The sequence below is a fragment of the Bacteroides zhangwenhongii genome, from assembly GCF_009193325.2.
Lineage (GTDB): Bacteria > Bacteroidota > Bacteroidia > Bacteroidales > Bacteroidaceae > Bacteroides > Bacteroides zhangwenhongii.
Genome location: NZ_CP059856.1, coordinates 49,594 through 69,625, shown reverse-complemented (window position 1 = coordinate 69,625; position 20,032 = coordinate 49,594). Strand labels below are relative to the sequence as shown.

Annotated in this window: 12 protein-coding genes and 1 pseudogene; all 13 read left to right on the top strand. The window is 54.7% G+C overall.

Features of this window, described 5'->3' with window-relative positions:
* The first annotated feature begins 10 nt into the window (after positions 1 to 10).
* Positions 11 to 1,234: a BACON domain-containing protein gene (locus tag GD630_RS00260; protein WP_143865207.1), complete on the top strand. Its 1,224-nt coding sequence runs from the start codon at positions 11 to 13 to the stop codon at positions 1,232 to 1,234.
* Positions 1,234 to 1,698 carry an N-acetylmuramoyl-L-alanine amidase gene (locus GD630_RS00255; protein WP_004327421.1) on the top strand — a complete coding sequence of 155 codons (465 nt, stop codon included), beginning with the start codon at positions 1,234 to 1,236 and terminating at the stop codon, positions 1,696 to 1,698. Before GD630_RS00260 ends, GD630_RS00255 begins: the two co-directional genes overlap by 1 nt.
* A 12-nt stretch (positions 1,699 to 1,710) precedes the next feature.
* A complete protein-coding gene (locus GD630_RS00250) occupies positions 1,711 to 2,097 on the top strand; it encodes a hypothetical protein (RefSeq protein WP_004327422.1) in 387 nt (128 codons plus the stop codon).
* 27 nt (positions 2,098 to 2,124) lie between these two features.
* Complete coding sequence (locus tag GD630_RS00245; RefSeq protein ID WP_005846354.1) at positions 2,125 to 2,604, top strand: hypothetical protein; 480 nt, start codon at positions 2,125 to 2,127, stop codon at positions 2,602 to 2,604.
* On the top strand, positions 2,570 to 2,893 hold the full coding sequence (locus tag GD630_RS00240) for a hypothetical protein (RefSeq protein ID WP_025066778.1): 324 nt from the start codon (positions 2,570 to 2,572) through the stop codon (positions 2,891 to 2,893). The genes GD630_RS00245 and GD630_RS00240 overlap by 35 nt, the downstream gene beginning before the upstream one ends.
* An 11-nt stretch (positions 2,894 to 2,904) precedes the next feature.
* Entirely contained in the window at positions 2,905 to 3,465 is a 561-nt protein-coding gene (locus GD630_RS00235; RefSeq protein WP_005943929.1) for a hypothetical protein, read from the top strand.
* A gap of 3 nt (positions 3,466 to 3,468) precedes the next feature.
* Positions 3,469 to 3,960, top strand: a complete 492-nt coding sequence (locus GD630_RS00230; protein ID WP_004327425.1) for a hypothetical protein — start codon at positions 3,469 to 3,471, stop codon at positions 3,958 to 3,960.
* Between the two features lie 38 nt (positions 3,961 to 3,998).
* Positions 3,999 to 4,199 (top strand): hypothetical protein, encoded by a 201-nt coding sequence (locus GD630_RS00225; protein ID WP_007750682.1) that lies wholly within the window; start codon positions 3,999 to 4,001, stop codon positions 4,197 to 4,199.
* A complete protein-coding gene (locus tag GD630_RS00220; protein WP_118410100.1) occupies positions 4,200 to 8,591 on the top strand; it encodes a tape measure protein in 4,392 nt (1,463 codons plus the stop codon). It begins immediately after the preceding gene.
* A gap of 1 nt (position 8,592) precedes the next feature.
* Positions 8,593 to 9,057: a hypothetical protein gene (locus GD630_RS00215; protein ID WP_004326780.1), complete on the top strand. Its 465-nt coding sequence runs from the start codon at positions 8,593 to 8,595 to the stop codon at positions 9,055 to 9,057.
* Between the two features lie 46 nt (positions 9,058 to 9,103).
* Positions 9,104 to 12,838 (top strand): hypothetical protein, encoded by a 3,735-nt coding sequence (locus tag GD630_RS00210; protein ID WP_143865206.1) that lies wholly within the window; start codon positions 9,104 to 9,106, stop codon positions 12,836 to 12,838.
* Between the two features lie 11 nt (positions 12,839 to 12,849).
* The gene (locus GD630_RS00205; RefSeq protein WP_005943920.1) at positions 12,850 to 13,155 is read left to right on the top strand and encodes a hypothetical protein; all 306 of its coding nucleotides are present in this window, start codon (positions 12,850 to 12,852) and stop codon (positions 13,153 to 13,155) included.
* A gap of 13 nt (positions 13,156 to 13,168) precedes the next feature.
* Positions 13,169 to 19,877 (top strand): annotated as a pseudogene (locus GD630_RS00200) (hypothetical protein).
* The last annotated feature ends 155 nt before the right edge of the window (positions 19,878 to 20,032 follow it).

The following is a 20,032-nucleotide window of genomic DNA, read 5'->3' as shown; positions in this document are numbered from 1 at the left end:
AACATTTGCCATGGCAATAGTAGTAAGAAACACGAATTACAACGGCGAGGTACTGGAGAAAATACTGGTCCTGGCCACCACCGGGAATGACCTTGTAGAAAAAGGTCTGATCATGGTGATCCCCGGTGTGGAGAAAAAAATCAGCCTGCCGCGTATCAAGACCGGCAAGATGCTCCAGAAGCGTAAGGAGAACCCGACTTTGGAAGACTCGAAAGGCAATTTCAATTACTCGGAGAAATCACTGGATCCGGAGGACTTCATGGCGTTCACGACTTTCAATCCCCGCGCCTTCGAGCATGTTTGGCGCAGGTGGCAGCCGAAGGGCAACCTCGTGTTTGCCGAACTTCCCCCCGAAGCGCAGAACACGCTTCTGGATGAACTTAGCAAGAGTGTGAAGTTCGAGCTGGGCTGGCATTACCTGAACGGCGAGTTCGGTTCGGACGACGACCACCTTTTCAACGGTATCCTGACCCAGGCGGCTAAAGATCCGGATGTGATCGTGGTTCCGGCTCCTTCCGATACTTCCATGATCGGCAAGTTGAAGGCTGTCCGCAAGGCTATTCCAAAAGCCCTGCGTGAGAATCCGAACCTGCGTATCCTGATGAGTATTGACGACTTCGACAAGTACGATGACGAGCTGACCGAACGCGAGTACAAGAACACGAGCGAGACGGACATCAACAAGAAGCGTTACAAGGGTATCACCATCGAGACGCTGAATTCCTGGCCTGATGGCCTTATCGTAGCCACGCTCTGCTCGATGAGCGCTGACGGCAACCTTTTTGCCGGTGTGAACCTCCAGGACGACGAGGAGGTGATCCAGATTGACAAGTGGATGAACTCCAGCGAGCTGTACTTCTTCAAGCTGCTGATGAAGGCCGACACGGAAATCGCCTTCGGCGAGGAGTTCGTGGTGCTTGACACCCGTGAGACTCCGGTGTTCAAGGCAGTGGAACGCAGCATTTCTGCCGATCCGGCCGCTCTTTCCTTCAAGGCCGCCGGTGAGAGCAAGGAGGTGAAGGTCACTGCCTCCGGTGATTACAGCGTGGTTTCCATTCCTGCCGGTTTCACGGCAGTCGGTACCGATGGCTCTCTGACGGTCACCGCCGGTGTGAACAGTAGCGGCAAGGCGGTATCCGGCACACTTGTACTGGGCCTGGACGCCGATCCGGAGAAGAAGGTGGAGATAGCACTGTCCCAGGCGGCCGTTGATGAAGAGGAAGGCGGTGAGTGATGGGAAAGCTGAAGTATCTTGTCATCCATTGCACGGCCACTCCTGAAGGGCGTGAGGTAAGCGGTGCGGAGATTCGCGCCTGGCATACGAACCCCGTCTCAAAGGGCGGCCGCGGCTGGAAGCAGGTCGGATATACCGACCTGTTCCATCTGAACGGCGGAGTGGAACGCCTGGTGAACAATAACGAGGACGCGAATGTGGACCCGTGGGAAGTGACCAACGGCGTGGCCGGTTACAATTCCGTGAGCCGCCATATCGTCTATGCCGGCGGGTGTGCAAAGGATGGTAAAACGCCTGCAGACACCCGTACCTCCTGGCAAAAAAAGGCGCTTGAGAAGTACGTGAAGGATTTCCACCGTCGTTTTCCCGATGTGAGAATCGTCGGTCACAATGAACTGGCGGCCAAAGCCTGCCCCAGTTTTGATGTACAGAGATGGCTTAAACAAATAGGTATAACTCAATAAATCAACAACAACATGAAAAGATTTCTTTTATTCTTTGTGCTGATACTCGGATTCGTGTCAGCAACTTTTGCCCAGACCGGTACAGTACCGGAAGTCGATTATAGCGCGATGATCACCACCTTTGCCGGTTTTGTCGGTGGCGTGGTGTTGCTCACGGAAGGGATCAAGGCTCTGTTTCCAAAAATGCAGGGCTTGGCGACACAGATTGTCAGCTGGTGTGTGGGCATTGTGGCCGCCATGCTTTTATGGTGGCTGGATGCGGGCTTTGTCGCTGATGCCACGTGGTATATCGCGTTGTGTTATGGGTTCGGTGCGTCCCTTGTGTCCAATGGTGTTGCCGATACGGGCTTTGTCCAGTGGCTCATCGGACTGTTTGCGGGTAAGGATGCCGGCAAATAGGCTTTGACCTGAAAGACCAGTGTGCGTATGGACTTCAGTGCAGTCATGAATCTGGTGCTGGGCGGTGGTCTGGTAGCCACGATAATAGCCATCATCACCCTGAAATCAACGGTCAGGGAAGCGAGGGCGAAAGCGGAGAAGGCTACCGCCGAAGCCGAGACGGTACGGATTGACAACACCGAACATGCCACCCGTATCCTGATCGAGAATATTGTAGAACCCTTAAAAGAGGAACTGAATGAAAACAGGAAAGCTTTGCAGGCGACCCGGCGTGAAATGGCACGTCTCCGGAAAGCCATTGATACTGCCAACAGTTGCAGGCATCATGATGATTGTCCTGTTCTTTACGGGATGCGCGAGTACTCGAAAGAGCAGGACGGAGGTGAACCGGAACAGCAGCCTGTCGTCAAGCGCCGACAACGTGTCAAACGTGAGGCGGGGGCTGTTGATGGCGGGGATTCCGAAATCGGCGGTGAGCCTGACGATCCCTCCGGACAGCCTCCGTAAACTTCCCTCCGGTTCGTCCTACCATTCCAGGAACGGGCAGGCGGGCCTGACGGTGAAGAGCGATGCGGCCGGCAATATCATAGCGGAGGCATCCTGCGACAGCCTCCAGCGGCTGGTACTGTGTTATGAGGAGGAACTGACCCGTATCCGTAATGAGACACATGAGGACTCATTCACAGTTGAAACGGAATTTGAACGTCGCTTTAGTCCCGTTAAAATAGCGCTGGCCGCTTTTATAACCGGATGTGTTGCCGGCATAGTATTAACTTTCAAAATCAAGAAACAATGAATAAGAATTTCATGTACGGCGTCGGTGCCGTGAAATACAAGGACTTTGTGGTGGGTTACATAGAGAAGAATTCGTTTGACATGGGCGGGCAGAAACCCGAATCCGCCAAAATCGAGGCGGAGCAGGTGCCGGGAACCCCGGTGCTTATCATTCCCCAGTCGAATGGCAGCATCGCCCCCACGTTCAACGTTATCCAGCTGAACTACGAAAACCTGCATAGCTTGCTGGGTGGTACCATGCACTACAAGGAAGAGGACTCGGAAAAGAAAACCCCGATTGGTTGGACGGCCCCGACGGCAGCCGTGTTGCTGACCGGTCCGTGGGAAATAGCCCTTGTTTCGGGGCAGAGCATCCTGATTCCCAATGGCACGCTACTTTCCAATCTCGGCGGCAAGCTGACCCTGACAGAAACGGCGAAAATCGAATGCACGCTGGAAGTGGCCATGCCGGAAGACGGCTCCCAGCCCTATGGCGTATTCAATACGGATTCTATCCCGGAAGAGTGGAAACAGTATAAACTGCCTTCTGCTGAATCTGCCGCTGCTGCTTCCACTAACCCGGCCGAGGAGTAGCGTATGGACGAAGCTGTCATCAAGCAGATCCAGCGTGAGGGTGCGGACGCGCTGCTGGATATCGGTGTGAGCGTCCCGCTGAAAGCGTTTCATATCCCTTTCAGGAAATCCCCGCTGGAGCTGCGCGTGACCATGAGGCGGCCTTATATGTCCGGTCAGATTCTTTTTGCCCGGACATATTTGTCGATGGGGATCACCAGTGAGGAGATGTGGGGGTTCAGCAAGGAGGAGGAAATGCAGTTTCTGGCCTCTCACGGCAAGGCGGTGAGCCGTATGGTGGCCTATACCCTTTGTCGTGGTCCTTTCAGCCGCCGCGTGCTTTTGCGCCCGGTGGCATGGCTCATAAGGAACTTCATGGAACAGCGTTATCTGGTGGGTGCGATCAAGCGTTTTGTCAGCCTGATGGGTACCGACCCTTTTATACCTATTATCAGATCAGCCGAGCGGACGAATCCGATGAGCTTGAGACTGAGCCAAAGAAAGAAGGGGAGTTAAAGAGCCGTTATGAAGGCTCCCATAGCCCTTTCGGTTTTGTGTGGCAGATTGCCAGTGCCACCGGCTGGAGCGTGGACTATATACTGAACAAGGTGAATTACCAGACCCTGATCATGATGCTTAGTGACGCTCCCCGGTATATCCGTGACAAGTCTGGATCTTCCGGTCCTGCGGATGAGCGGAGCGCCGAGGATGAAGCGGATGGAATAGTAGGATTTTTTCAAAGCAAGCTAAAATAGATGAAACCGGTACAAATAGAATTCCTTATGGTGGACCATTTGAGCGCCCGTCTTGACAAGGCCGTGGGCAAGATCGAGCGGATGTCCCAGCAGGCATCGTCCGCCAACAGACAGATCCGGGAACTTGACAGGAGCGGTTCCCTGTTGAACAACACCGTCGGCAAGCTGGCAGCCGCCTTTACTATCAAGGAGCTGGTGTCGAACATCACCAAGGTACGCGGCGAGTTCCAGCAGCTGGAGGTGTCGTTTCAGACCATGCTCGGCAGTGCGGAGAAGGCCGACACCCTGATGCAGCAGTTGGTACATACGGCCGCGACCACTCCTTTCGGCCTGGAGGATGTCGCGCAGGGTGCCAAGCAGCTTCTTGCCTACGGGTTTGAAGCGGAGAAAGTGAACGAGACGCTGATCCGCTTGGGTGACATCGCTGCCGGACTTTCCATCCCTTTGAACGATCTGGTCTATCTTTACGGCACCACCATGTCCCAGGGACGGCTTTATACACAGGACCTGAACCAGTTCACCGGCCGGGGCATCCCTATGATCGCCGAACTGGCCAAGCAGTTCGGCGTGGCTGAAAGCAAGGTGAAGGAGCTTGTGGAGGAAGGCAAGGTCGGTTTTCCCGAAGTGCAGAAGGTCATAGAGAGCCTGACGGACGAGGGCGGAAAATTCGGTGGTCTGATGGAGGCACAATCCAAAACGATAACCGGACAGATCTCCAATATAGAGGATGCCGTTTCAATGATGTTCAATGAAATCGGGCAGCAGTCGGAAGGTGTCATCAACACCACGCTTTCCGGTGTTTCCTACATGGTGGAGCATTACGAACGTTTCGGCCGTATCCTGCTCGGGCTTGTCGGCACGTATGGTGTGTACCGGACCGCCGTCATGACAGTCACGGCCGTGAAAGGCTGGGCGGTGGCTGCGGAGGCGTTGCATTACAACTGGCTCCTGCTGGTTGAGAAAGCGCAGAAGATGCTCAACCGGACCATGCTTTCCAATCCCTATGTGCTGGTTGCGACCCTGCTTGCCGGTGTTGCCGTGGCACTGATCTCCATGAAGACGGAAACCGAACGTTTGCAGGAATCCGAGGAAAGGTATCAGCAGCAGAAGCAGAAAACCATAGAGGCCGAGGAAGAGCACAGGCGCAAAATAGAGGAGCTGTGTTCCATTGCCGGGGATGAAGCCGTGTCCACGGATGTCCGGCGTGAGGCGCTAAACAAGCTGGAACAGAAATATCCGGATATATTCTCCAAATACGACACCGAGTATGAGAAACTGAAGAATATCAAGAAAATCAAGGAAGAGATAGCCCGATTGGAAGCCGGTGAGTCCATATCCAATCCCGCCAATGAATTGAAACGTGTGGATGACAGGATAAAAGAACTTGAAGGCAAGACCCGGTTGGCAACCGAATATTACCAGGACAGCTACGGGCGGCAAAGAGCCCGATATGTCCAGAAATCCGCACGTTCAAGGGATGAGGAGGCAGAGCTTCAGAATCTGTACGGAAAACGCAAGAGCCTGAACGGACAAATCCGCAAGGACGAGGTAAATGCCTATTTCGAAAACCTGACCGGTGTGAGTAACGAGACCCTTGCACAGCAGATAAAGCAGCGTAGAACCCTGCTTGCCCGGATGTCTGTCCAGGAGAAGGAATACGGAAAGATTACGCAGGGTGACGAAAATCTTACCGGAACTTATTCCCGTGACGAACTGAAGTATCAGCTGAACAAACTGGTTTCGGAACAAAACCGGCGTAACCTGCCCACGGATTCAAGCACTGACTGGGTGGCTGCGGCAAAAGAGAAATACCAGGACGCGCTCAAGGCTTATAACGCCTTTCTTCAGGAAACGTCCAACAGCCTTTCCCGTGAGGAGTTTGAGAAGAAGGCGAAAGAACTGAAGGATGCCGTCGATACCGCCAAAAAGGAGTACGACAAGGTCAAGCCCGGTGAGGATAAGGATTCCGAGGCCGAACGGAAGAAGGCGGACAAGGCGGAGAAGGAAGCCCAACGCCGCAAACAGGTTTCTGAAAAGCTGGGCCAGGAACTCGTCGGGCTGCAAAGGAAGAATGACGAGGCGGAGATTGAGATGATGACCGAGGGGCTGGAGAAGAAGCTGCGCCAGATAGACAATGAATACCAGGCACGCAAGGATGAAATAGCCAAGCAGGAAGCCGGTTGGAAACGTGACAACGCGAAAGCGGGGCAGTCCGGTTCGCTGTCGGAAGATCAGCAGTCCGAAATAGACAAGGCCCGTGAGTTGAACGAGTCCGGCCGACAGAAAAAAATAGCGGAAGCTTATCGGGAAGAGTTCGGAGTGATGCAGGAATATTTGCAGGCCTACGGCACCTTCCAGCAGAAGAAACTCGCCATCGCGACCGAATATGCGGAAAAGATACAAAAGACGACATCCGGCAGCGAGAAGCTCTCTCTCGGTGTTGAACGTGACAGCAAACTTGCCGGCATCGAAGTGCAGGAACTGAAAGCCCGTATTGACTGGGGTACTGTCTTCGGTGAATTCGGCGGGATGTTTTCCGATATGATAAAGCCTGTATTGGCGGATGCCAGAAAATACATGCTCACTGACGAGTTCCGAAATGCCGACCATGCCAGTCAGGACGCGCTTGTCTCTGCCGTCCAGCAGATGGAGAGGGCTTTGGGCGGTTCCGGCAAGGTCAGTTTCAAGAAACTGGGTGCCGAGGTTACTGCCTACCAGAAAGCCCTTTCAGACCTGAAGGAGGCACAGGCGGTGTATGCGGACACCTATACGGCGCTCATTGCCGCCCAGAAATCATACATTGAGGCGCAACAGTCCGGAACCGAACAGGAGAAGGAGTCCGCCCGGCAAGCCCTGGAAACGGCGCAGGCTAATGCCGATGCCGCGAGTGAGAATATAAACGCCTTGCAGGAAACGGCTGACAGTGCCCGGCAGTCCCTCTCGAATACTGCCTCCGGTCTGAAGACCAGTATGGAGAATGTGAGGGACGGATTGCAGCAGATTGCCTCCGGCAGTATCAGCGGGGCGTATAATGGCCTGATCACACTCGGCAAAGGTGCCAAGGAAGTGGACGGCAAACTGGGCGAGGCTTTCGGAAAGGTTTCCGAAACACTTGAGGATGTGCCTGTTGTCGGCTGGATTGTAAGTATTATAGACCTTTTCAAAGATGGTTTGAGTGTGGTCATCGGTGGCCTGCTCGACGCGGTGTTCAATGCCGTGAGCGGTATTCTTGACGATGTGCTTTCCGGTGATCTTTTTGTGACTATCGGAAAATCGCTGCTTTCCGGTGTGGGCAAGATATTCGACGCATTGACCTGGGGCGGATTTTCCTCCTGGACGACTTCAAGCAATGCCAAAGAGGTCCAGGAAACCATCGACCGGCTGACCGAGCGTAACGAGACCTTGCAGACGGCTATCGAGGACCTGACGGAGGAGATCAAGGCGAGCAAGGGTACAAAGTCCGTGGCCGCCTACCGGGATGCCTACAGGCTCCAGCAGGAGACGAACTCGAACTATCTGGACATGGCCATGTCGCAGGCCGGCTATCACGGTTCGCATCACAGCTGGAATTATTACTGGGGCGGTTTCTCACAGGAACAGATTGACCGTTTGAGCGGTCAGATCGGGCGTAGCTGGAACGGTGACATCTGGAACCTAAGTCCGGAGGAGATGAAGAAGTTGCGCAGTAACGTGGACATGTGGACGCAGATCCAAGATACCGGCAAGGGCGGATATGGAGGTCGTCTGACCGAGAAGCTGGATGACTACATCGACCAGGCGGGCAAGCTGGAGGAACTTACCGACCAGCTGTATGAAGGTCTCACCGGTATTTCCTTTGACAGCATGTACAGCAGTTTCGTGGATAACCTGATGGATATGAAGTATGATGCCGCAGCCGCGGCGGAGGACATATCCGAGTATTTCATGCGTGCGATGCTGTCAAACAAGATCGGTGAGCTGTATTCCGACAAGCTGAAAGGCTGGTGGGAGAAATTCGGCAAGGCGATGGAAGACAATGACCTTACAGAAGCCGAGCGTAAGGCTCTCCAGGACGAGTACATGAAGTATGTCGAGGAAGCCGTCGCTCTTCGTGACAATCTTGCCGCGGCCACCGGGTACGATAACTCGGGCGGTACGAGCCAGAGCGCCAAAACCGGCGGTTTTTCAGCCATGACACAGGACCAGGGTACAAAACTGGACGGCATGTTCACCAGCGGGTTGCAACACTGGTCGAGCATCGATGAGAAGATGGAGAGCGTCATCGACAAGATGAACACCGCCGAGGGGCATCTTGCCCGTATCGAGGAGAACACCGGCACGAGCGCGTCGCACCTTGGCAAAATAGAGGAAGAGATTCGTAAAATCAATCGTGACGGAGTAAAATGCAAATGATATGGAAAAGATATTAGGCGGTCTGGTACTTGTCAACGGTACCGACATCTGGAGCACATACGGGGTGTTCCTCGTTGAGGACAAGCGCGGCGGGATGGATAACCTGACCGCCATCCTGACCCCGAGCAAGACGAAAACGGATACGGCCGTGAATATCCGGGAGGAGGACGGGGAGAAATATTCCTCCGTGCTGACGCCCAGGAATGAGGCCCGTGACGTGACGCTTCATTTCGCCCTGTTTGGCAAAACGCAGGCCGGCTGGCTGAAGAAGTATTTCGAGTTCATCAATTTCCTGAAGAAAGGCCGTGACGGGTGGCTTGAGATTTCCTTTCCCCAACTTGCCCTGACTCTCCGTGTGAAATATACGGATTGCAGCAAGTTCCAGCCTCTGACCTATCTCTGGAAGGAAGGCGTGCACGCCGGCAAGTTCAAGGTGAAGTTCCGGGAACCTGTCCCGGTCATATAAATGTGATTCAAACCCTATTCAAACGACGTTTAAATAAGATACAGACATGCTGACCATCTATGACAGCAACGGCAACAGACGGACCGATATAGAGGCGGGTGACAGCTCCACCCAGGTGAAGGAGGTACAGGGTGACAATGTCCTGACACTCTCTTTCACGCATTACGAATATATCGCCCTGGACGTGAATGACCGGGTGGACTTTGAGGGTGAGCGCTACTGGCTGACCGAACGGTACGCCCCGAAGCAGAAGAGCGGCCAGGAGTGGGTATATGATTTGAAGTTTTACGGCATCGAGAGCCTGGTGAGACGTTTTCTTGTGCTGGAGACCACCGACGGGAACACCGAGCCTGTGTTCACGCTGACAGCGACTCCGCGTGAACACGTGGCCATGATCGTGAAGTGTATCAATGACGGAATGAACCACACCACCGACTGGAAAGTGGGGCGGGTGGACGGTACGGACCTTATCGTCATCGATTACGAGGGGAAGTACTGCAACGAAGCCCTGAAAGAGATAGCCGAAGCGGTCGGCGGGCAGGCTGAATGGTGGGTGGAAGGCCAGACCGTGAACGTGTGCCGGTGTGAGCATGGCGAGGAAATAACGCTGGGCTACGGGAAGGGACTGACCGGAATCGAACGCGACACGACGGGTACCGACAATTTTTATACCCGGTTGTTCCCGGTAGGCAGCACGCGGAACATAGATCCGTCAAAATACGGGCATAGCCGCCTGATGCTTCCGGGGGGCAGGCAATATGTCGAGATACATACGGAGGAGTACGGCATCTATGACCGTTACGAGCAAGACGCCTTCAGCGGCATTTATCCCCGCAGGATCGGGGCTGTCAGCAGTGTGCGCAGCGAAGATGTGAAAGATGACGACGGCAACCCTTTCACGGTCTATTATTTCAGGGACGACAGCCTGAACTTCGATCCGAACGATTACGAGCTGCCCGACGAGACCAAACGTGTATCGTTCCAGGACGGTGACCTTTCCGGACTGGGGCAGGGTGAGGACCACTGTTTCGAGGTGAATTTCAACAGTGCCACCCGTGAGTTCGAGATTATTACGATATGGCCCTATGATGATGACACGCAACTCCCCGGCGGCAAACTTGTCCCGAAATCCGGTGACCGTTATATTCTCTGGAATATCCGTATGCCGGACGAATATTACCCGCTTGCCGAGGAGGAGTTTCTTACGGCGGTGGAACAGTTCAATACCGAACACTGGCAGGATCTTGCCGTTTACAAGGCCCCGACTGACCATGTGTGGATTGAGGAGAACGGTGTTTCCCTGTCCGTAGGCCGCCGTGTGAGACTTGAAAGCGAGGAGTATTTCCCCGAAACCGGTTATCGCAGCAGCCGTATCACGAAAATTACCCGGAAGGTGAACCAACCCGGGGAGATGGACATCGAGATCAGCAATGCCCTGCATAGTGGTGCGTTTGAACGGGTGAATGACAGTATCGGGGAACTGAAAAACTATACGAAGTCAAAGGCGGAGGGTACCGCGCTTCCTGACATTATCCGTAGCTGGGACAAGACACTGCCTACGGACAACAATCTTTTTTCTGCGCGGAGAAGCCAGGCGGAACACATCAGCAAAAAAAAGAATGACCGTGCAAAGGGGAAGATCACCTTCGAAGCGGGAGCCTCTTTCGGACAGGAGGATAATGCGGGTATTGATGACAAGGGCAATGCCGAGTTGCTGACCCTTGTCGTGCGTGAGCTTCTTCGCAGTCCGAAATTCGTGGACGGTCTTTTCGGTGAGGGCTGGCGGCTCTGGATGGAGGACGCTTTGTCCCATCTGACCATCGACAAGCTGACGGTACGCCAGGTCATGGTAGTATTGGAGCTGCTTATCGAGAAGGTACGCAGCGTCGGCGGCCAGCTTTGTGTCAGTGCCGCCAACGGGAAAATAAAGACCGCTGTTCTTGAGGGCGGTTACTGGAGGATCACCTTCGAGCAGGAGAACACTTTCGTGGCCCATGACCTCATGCGCTGCCAGACCTTCAGCGGCGGGAATTTGAAAAGCTATTGGGTTGAGGTGACCGGCGTGGAGGGTGGTTCCATCATCGTGGGCGAGGACGAGTTCGGCGCTTCCCTTCCGGAGGCTGGTGACGAGTGCGTGCTGATGGGCAACACGGAGAATCCGTTGCGCCAGAACCTGATCCTGATCTCCGCCACCGAGGACGGGCAGCCCCGTGTGGACGTGATGGACGTGGTGAAGGCGAAGAACTTCACCGGCTGCCTGCGTGCCCGTCTGGGCAACCTTGACGGTATCAGTGACGACTGGTTCCCTTCAGACAACCAGCCTCACGGTGATGGCCTGTACAGCGACAACGCCTACCTGCGTGGTACGTTCCTTCTGGTAACGGGCGAGGATATCAAGACGAAGTTCGAGATAGTCGAGGGGAAAATCGTCAGTTCCGTCACCGCCCTGCGGAATGACTTCGCCACCGAGCGCGGCTACCTGAATAACCCCGCCTTTGATGACGGCCTTATGAAGTGGAACACGGAGAACGAGACCGTGTTCTTCCTTGTGGGCAACCGGTGGATCTGGGCGAACGGTAACGTCTTGACGAGGAAGGGTGACAGCGCGAGCGTGACCGAGGATGACGGCCGTACGGTTGTCCGGATTCGTAACAAGTACATCCTCCAGAAACGTGAGAACCTGAAAAGTATTCCCTCCATGCCTGAAAATGACAGTGGGGAGAAGGAAGCCGTCCCGGTGTTCCTGACTTTCTTTTACCGCTGTGCCAAGGCCGGCACGCTGCGTGTGGAGTTTGTGGGTGTGGATAAGACAGGCTTTGCCAATTTCAACAGCATGGAGGTGGAGGAAGAACTGTCCGCGACCGACGGGTACGTACAGTACACCTGTAGCGGACTCTGGAACGGTACAGGTGATTTTAAATTGAGTTTTACCGGTGATATTTACCTGTATATGCTCATATTGGGCACCGACCGTGTGGAATCCCTGACACACCGTTATAAAACCCTTTTCGAGCAGTCGGAGCGTCTGGTAAAGATTTCGGCGGCGGTGTTCGACAAAGACGAGAACCTGCTGGAAGAGACCGGCCTGATGGTTACTTCCAAATATTCCGGGTTGTATGCCATTGACGGTGATGGAAATTTGAAATCCCTTGTAGGTGTTGGGGGTGACGGCGTAAAAATCAAGGGCGATAATATCACTTTGGAGGGGCTTGTTACGGCTAATGATAATTTCAAGATTCTGGAAGACGGTAGTATTGAGACGCGCAACGCCAAGATTTACGGTACAGTGTATGCCTATGAGGGTAAAATCGGCGGTTTTACGATTGATTCCGGACGGTTGTACTGGAAAGCCGGTGATTATTTCGGCAATGATTCCCGCAGTCTGAAACTTGGTGTCTCACAAACGGACATGGAGGGTATTGTGGATGTGTCCTTTAATGCCGCCACGCAGGGACGGTTCGGTGTCAAGGCCGTAGGCTCGAATCTGGGTGGTGCCGCTATCTATGCCTCCAGCAAGTCCTCTGGTCAGAGCTATCCTATCAGTGCCAATACTTATGCCGGCTATTTTGACGGTGGTGTGCATGTGAACGGGGCGGTGTATTGTGGTGATATCCTGTCGAACAATTACGGTACGGGATGGAGCCTGGCCAGCGATGGGACATACAGTTACCGAAAGGGTGTTTCAGGTACCTTCCAGTGGGCTGTAAAGAGTGATTTTATAACTTATAACTATACCCTTGAGGTTGTTAATGGAATTGTCGTTAAGATGACATATATCTAAAAATAAAGGATATGAAAGTAAATTTTAATGTGTATTTTAAGGATTTCGACGGTAGCGTGCTGTTGATTGATAAGAAACCCCAGTGTATGGGAGTCATAGTCTCCCAGTGCCTGTTCAACGGTACCGGTTTCCGTCCGAGCGGTAATATTCAGACGGATAATGAAAAGAAATTACATGCTTACAGTCTTTGCATGAGGATTATGGGTTCCGATGCGGATGTGGATCTGACATCGGAGGATGCGGTTTTGATAAAGGAAGCTGTTACCGGTCTTACTCCGGGCTGTTATTCCCAAATAGTGAAACAGATAGAAGGGTAATGGAGGATTAGCCATGACAAATGCGGAAAAACAGGAGATCCTGAACGCTATCAAGGCCGAGAGCCAGAGCGTTGATGAACTTGTGGAGGTCAGCTCCCTTGACAATATCAAAAGTCTCCCCGCCCTTCGCGGCAGTGAGCTGGTGAGTGCTCCGCTTACCCTTTTGCGTAAACCGGCCGATGATGCCGCTGCCACGGCGAATGCGTCTGCCACGAAAGCGGATAATGCTGCGGCTTTGGCGAATAAAGCTGCGGGTATGGCGTCTGATGCGGCCGGTACCGCCAATCAGGCTGCTGAAACTGCAAATTCCGCCGCGGCAGCGGCATCCGCGGCTGCGAAACAGGCGGAGGATGCCGCCGCCGGTGTGAACGACGGTTTGGTCGGTGGCATGACGGCCGTCCCTGATGAGGAGAACGACACGGTGAAACTCACCCTGCTGGGGAAGACCGGGACGGAGATTGCCTCCGTTGATATTCCCGGTGGTACGGGTGGTGGCGGTAACACGTATAATGTGACGGCGGAAGTCCCTTTGGAGAGCGGTTATTATGTCCTTTCCTCCGCGATCGGTGCCGTGGATGAGAAATACCGTTACAAGGGCCGTTGCATCACCTATGAAGTCTCGCAGGGCAAATGGGAGACCAAACAGTTCGTGGGGACAAGTCTGTCGAGCTGGGAGCAGGAGGCGAGCTGGGAGGACTTCGGCGGTGCCGGAACGATGAAGAGCCTGACGGTGAACGGCGAGAAGAAAGTTCCCGACAGCGAGGGCAACGTGGATCTGACCATCGACAAGCTGGAAGTGGACGAGAGCCTGGATGCTGACAGTACCAATCCCGTCCAGAACAAGACCGTCGCCGCCAAATTCCAGGAGGTGGAAGCCGGTACCGTGTTCGGCATGAGCGCGGAAGTGAGCGACGACGAGAGCAGTGTCCGCCTTGCGCTGACCAACAAGAGCGGGGCGGAGATCGCGAGCGTTGACATCCCGGCCGGCAGCGGTGGCGGCGGTGAGTCCTCCACCACCAAGATCGTGCTGCTTGCCGAGACCGACAAGAAAACCGTGAAGGAAGGCGGAGCGGTGAAACTTACCTATACCTATGACCACCAGGTTGCCGGCGGTGATGACAAGGGTAGCAGTACCGGACAGAAAGCGACCGTCACCATCCAGGTGAAGCGCGGGACGACCACCACTTATTCCTCCTCGCTGAAGGAAGTGAGCAAGGGTACCTATACCCTTGACCTGACCAAATACCTGCTGGTGGGCACGAGCGATATCTACGTCATTGCCGAGACTACCGATCCCACCACGGGTAAGGCGCAGAAGAAGCAGGCGTACGTGAGCGTGAAGAGCGTCACCCTGTCCCTTTCCTGCGGTTACAACCTGGCGGCCACCATCCAGAACGGCGGTTACGGTACCTATGATTCCGCGAGTATACCCTACGCCGTGAGCGGTACCGGCACGAAAACCGTCAGCCTGTACGTGGACGGTGTACAGCAGAACGCGCATACGGTCACCCGCAGCGGCACGACGAACGGCAGTTTCGAGGTTTCCATGACCGGCCTGTCCGTGGGGCGGCATACCGCCCAGCTGGTGGCCGAGATGGAAACTGACGACCTCACGCTGAAAAGCGAGAGCATCCATATCGACCTGCTGAAGGCCGGAACCGGCGCGCCCTTCATCGGTTTGAAGCTCATTCATGCCGACGGGCATGTCCTCGGACGGGACGAGCATCTGGAGCCGGTCCTTGAAGCCGGCCGCTACGAGAAGCTCACTTTCGACTGGGTGGCCTATGATCCCGACCGTGTGCCCGCTGAAGTGGAGTTCTGGAAAAACAGCGTCAAGAGCAGTACCGTGAGCGCTTCTCGCAGCATGATGACCTACAGTAACCGGTTTACCGAGGAAGGCACGCAGACGCTTGTCCTGAAAGCCGGTCCGACCGGGTACACTTTGCGCATCGACGTGGGTGAGAGCGGTATCGATATCAGCGAGGCCACCTACGGCCTAGCGGTCAAGCTTGACGCGGCGGGTCGCAGCAACGGGGAGAGTAACCCCGGAACATGGGAGTCGAACGGCGTGGAGACCACGTTCGAGGGTTTTGACTGGAGCAGCAACGGCTGGACGGGTGAGGCGCTGAAGCTGACCAACGGTGCGAAAGCCGTCATCGGCTACCGGCCCTTTGCCACCGATGTGAAAAGTACGGGGCTGACCATTGAACTGACCCTCCGGGTAAGCAATCCCACTGACAGCGATACCGCAGTTGTGGACTGTCTCGACAGTGGCAAGGGGCTTTATATCACCCCTTCGGAAGCGAGTTTCAAGACCGGTGAGAAAGTGTCCTATACCAACGAGGACGACGAGCTGGTGGAGCGTGAGATCAAGCTGGGCACGAATTATGTGGAAGACCGGTGGATCAAGGTGGCCCTCATGGTGGGTACCCGCAATGAGAGCCGTCTGATGGAGCTTTATGTGGACGGCAACCGTACCGGTGCCGACATCTACGACAACGCCTTCAGCTTCCGCCAGGACAATCCGAAATATATCACCATTGACAGCGCCGGGGCGGACGTGGAGGTAAAGAGCGTGCGTATCTATACCCGCCGGTTGAGTGACGACGAGGAACTGGAGAACCGGATGGTGGACAGTGTGGACGGTGAGGAGATGATCGCGCTGTACGAAGAGAACGATATCCTGGGTGATACCGACACTGTGGATATGGACAAGCTGCGTGCCAAGGGTAAGGGGGTGCTGCGTATCGTGCGCCAGAACAAGCTCGATGACGTGTATGCCGAGAACAACAAGAAGACGGACTTTTCGGCTGATATCTTCTATTACTCCCCTTTCGGATCCGAATACGACTTCGTGCTTCGTGACTGTTATATCCGTATTCAGGGTACCAGTTCCACGAAATATCCGAGCAAGAACATCCGTATCTATATCAGCAAGGGCGGCACGAACCTTAGCTTCACCGTTGGCGGCAAGGAGCAGGCGGAAAAGAAATATCCCGTCCGTCCCGGTGGCATCGCCATGAACCTGATCTGTCTGAAGAGTGATTATTCCGACTCGTCCATGTCGCTGAACACAGGCGGTGCCAAACTGTTCAACGACGTGCTGAAGGAGATGGGGCTTCTCACCCCTCCGCAGCGTTACCAGTACGAGACGGGCGGCAGCGATTTGAACGCGGTCACCGTGCGTACCGCTATCGACGGTGTGCCTATCGACATGTTTGTGGCGGCTGCGGAGGACGGCGAGAACGACTATGTGGGGCAGTACAACTTCAACAACGAGAAAAGCAAGAGCGGCGACCTGTTCGGCCTTAGTGGCGTGGAGGGTTACGATCCTGCCTGTCCCCTCACTCTGGAAATGCTGAACAATACCGAGGCCATGTGCCTTTTCAAGACCACAAGTGACGCTCATCTGGAGGAGGTGTTTGATGCCGGTGCCGAGACCAACGTTCCGGATGATGTGAAATGGGCGGGCCTTGACGAGTCGCAGCGTACGGCCGTGAAACGGTTGTACGCATGGATACGCTCGTGTGTTCCGGACGGTGCGACGAGCGCCGACCTCTCCACTTTTAAGAGCGAGAAGTTCAGGGACGAGATAAGTGACTATTTCGACAAGGCTTTCCTGCTGACGTATTACCTCTGGACGGACTATTTCCTTGCCGTTGACCAGCGTGCGAAGAACATGATGCTGCGCACGTGGGACGGCCTGATATGGTACATCACCTACTACGACGGTGATACCCAGATGGGAAAACGCAACGACTGTTTCCTGGTGTATGACTACACCACCGACCGCGACACTTATGATGCCGAGGCCGGGAAATATGCCTTTGAAGGCCGTGACAGCTGGCTTTGGAACCTCGTTCTGGCCAACCTGGACGCTGACCTGAAGACACAGGCGCAGGCTCTTCGCGGTGTACTTACCACCAGCCGTGTCCTGGACATGCTGAACGTGGAGCAGGCGGGCAACTGGTGCGACCGTGCCTATAACAAGAGCAGCGAGCTGAAGTACATCCTGCCCGCCACGCAGGAGATGTACGGCAAGGTGTGGCCGTTCATCTACGCCCTTCAGGGCAGTAACCGTGCGCACCGTGAATATTTCGTGCGTAATCGTTTCGCCCTTCTGGATGCCAAGTACGGCACGAGCAATTTCACCAGTGACAACATCGACCTCTATCTGGCACGTACGGCTGCTGACACCCCCGACGTGCTGAAGATTACGGCCAACGAGGTTTATGCTTTCGGCTACGGTACGAACAACAGTCCGAATATAGGGAATACCGGCATCATCAAGAAAGATGCGGCTGCGAGCCTTTCCATCACCGGTGCCTATACGGTGAACGATCCCTTGAGGGTTTATGGCGCGAGCCGTATGAAGGTGCTGGATATGAGCGGGGCCGCCGACCACCTGAAAAACGCTTTCGACCTGGGCAAATGTACCGTGCTGCGCGAACTGAACCTTCAAAGTTCCGGCAACGGCAGTACCGGCTGGTGGTTGAACATCGGCAACTGCAAGCAGCTACGTAAACTCAACCTTCGTAACCAGGCACAGGCGAAAACCGGGGGAAGTACCAGTACCGAGCTGGATTTGAGTGCGCAGACCAAGCTGGAAGAACTTGAGACCCGCGGTACGCAGGTGCAGAGCGTGGTGCTAGCCAAGGGTTCTCCCGTGACGCTGCTCCACCTTCCCGGTACACTGACCAGCCTCCGTCTGGAATATCTGGGCAGACTGACCACCGGCGGGCTGACATTGGAAAGCTACAGCAAGGTGAAGACCTTCATCTTTGACAGTTGTCCAGGTATTGACTGGGAAACCCTGCTGGGCCGTTGCACGGGTGTGGAACGTATCAGAGTAACCGGTATTGACCGCGAGGATGACGGTACGTGGCTGAATAAGTTTGTCGGGATGGGCGGTGTGGATTCCGATGGCAATACTACGGACACGTGCGCTTTGGTGGGTACGGTACAGCTCACGCGCTACATTGATGACGATACGTACAGCGCTCTGAAGGCGCACTTCCCGGAACTGAATATCCGGCAGCCGGAATACACGATGATCGAGTTCGACGACGAGGTATCGGATGACGCGAACGTGAGCAACCTTGACAACGGTACCGGCTACAAGTATGACAACGCGTATGAGGTGAGCGGTCATATTTCCGCCATCCTGAAGCAGCGTCACCGTGTACTTGCTAAAGTGACTAAAAAAGCGACGACGCGGGGTGTGAACATGGCGAACGTTGATACCACGGTGAACAACCTGGACGGTGAGATGACCTACTACCCGCTGGACGACACGGACAGCAACAAGTACGCCGACGGCACGGCTGCCAGACTGGACGGCACTGAAGGTGACTGGATGATGTACGAGCCCTTCTTCTGGAGCAAGGGTATCAATGATTACCTGAACGGCAAGCATTACTCCTGTTACAGCAGTAACGGTTCGGATAACATGCCTTCCGTTCCGGATGCTGACGTCCTTACGCTTGACGACATTAAGGGCACGAGTGGCGGTTATCTTTCCGGTCGTAAGATCATGAGCGGAAAGGATACGCTTTCGAACAGCTACAGTACTGACAGTACGTATTCGGTATGCAAGGTGAACGTGGACGGTTACAAGCGTGTGCGTTTCCCGAGCGTTCCCGGTACAAGCCTTGTCGGAAGCATTTTCACAGACGATTCCGGCACGGTCATCAGTTCAATCGTCGTCCCTACCTTGAGCAACAAGTTCGAGGCCGGTATGTACCTGATTGCCGATGTTCCGGAGGGTGCCACTGCTCTTCACTTCTCCATTCTGAACACGGCAGAGTTCGATAAGGTTGTCCTTTCTAACAGTGACAGGATCGAGGATATGGAACCCGAATGGGTGCCTAATGACGAGCACTTGTGTGCCGTTGTGGGCAGCAGTGTTGTCGGTTCCAAACTTCGCGCCTGCATTACCGGCGGGAGCACTACGGCGAGCATGACCTGGGCTGATTTTCACTATTACAGTGTCCAGCGCGGTATGCAGCAGATTGATGCCCTTATGCACTCGCGCATCGCGAATCTTTTCTACGCGAAGTACGGTCGTCGTGACAGCCAGGAACAATGCGGCGCGGGCTCTCACACGAACAACCGTACTACGGGTGGTACTGCCAGCCGCGGGATGACGGACACGATCGGCTACGAGGAAGCCTCCTCAATCAACCCTAATGTGACGAACAGCCTGATAGAAAACTCCGTCCACCAGTATGCGTGGTACCGTGAGAAGGATGACTACGGCGGGGCCACGGTTACGCAGGTGAATAATATTTGCTGCCTTGGCTACGAGGACATCTATGGTCATAAATATGACATGATGGACGGCGTGGACCTCCCTAATGACACGGGCAATTCCGGGAAGTGGCGCATCTGGATGCCTGACGGCAGTACCCGCCTGGTTAAGGGTTCCGTGAGCTCCGGTATCTGGATTACCGCCGTGGCGCATGGCAAATATATGGACGTGATTCCGGTGGGTTCCGTTTCGGGTTCCTCCTCGACAAATTACTGCGACATCTACTACATATCCACTGCCTCCGGCCGTGTGGTCTATCGTGGCAGCACACGCGACCCGAGTGGCGGTGTTTCGATGTCGATGCGAGCGATTCCTCGATACGACACGCATCGGTTCTCGTCTGGCCTTCCGCGGCCGGCTCGTTAAGGCGTCGAGCGCCGTGGCGTTTAAAGCGATAAGCGAGGTTGCATGATCGGCCGCGTAAAGCGTCAAAGCGGGAGCGAAGCGACAAAACGTCCGGTGTTCCCCGAGCAGGGGAACGCCGTTCATTACGGGCGTCAGCCCGTCGAAAAATATTTTTTGACGTCAGGTTTTGTATCTGTTTGTTAAATAATAATTTGAAAATAG

Coding starts and splice junctions, on each gene's coding strand:
- GD630_RS00205 (WP_005943920.1), top strand. CDS start 12,850: ATGAAAGTAAATTTTAATGTGTATTTTAAGGATTTCGACGGTAGCGTG.
- GD630_RS00210 (WP_143865206.1), top strand. CDS start 9,104: ATGCTGACCATCTATGACAGCAACGGCAACAGACGGACCGATATAGAG.
- GD630_RS00220 (WP_118410100.1), top strand. CDS start 4,200: ATGAAACCGGTACAAATAGAATTCCTTATGGTGGACCATTTGAGCGCC.
- GD630_RS00245 (WP_005846354.1), top strand. CDS start 2,125: ATGGACTTCAGTGCAGTCATGAATCTGGTGCTGGGCGGTGGTCTGGTA.
- GD630_RS00235 (WP_005943929.1), top strand. CDS start 2,905: ATGTACGGCGTCGGTGCCGTGAAATACAAGGACTTTGTGGTGGGTTAC.
- GD630_RS00230 (WP_004327425.1), top strand. CDS start 3,469: ATGGACGAAGCTGTCATCAAGCAGATCCAGCGTGAGGGTGCGGACGCG.
- GD630_RS00250 (WP_004327422.1), top strand. CDS start 1,711: ATGAAAAGATTTCTTTTATTCTTTGTGCTGATACTCGGATTCGTGTCA.
- GD630_RS00215 (WP_004326780.1), top strand. CDS start 8,593: ATGGAAAAGATATTAGGCGGTCTGGTACTTGTCAACGGTACCGACATC.
- GD630_RS00260 (WP_143865207.1), top strand. CDS start 11: ATGGCAATAGTAGTAAGAAACACGAATTACAACGGCGAGGTACTGGAG.
- GD630_RS00255 (WP_004327421.1), top strand. CDS start 1,234: ATGGGAAAGCTGAAGTATCTTGTCATCCATTGCACGGCCACTCCTGAA.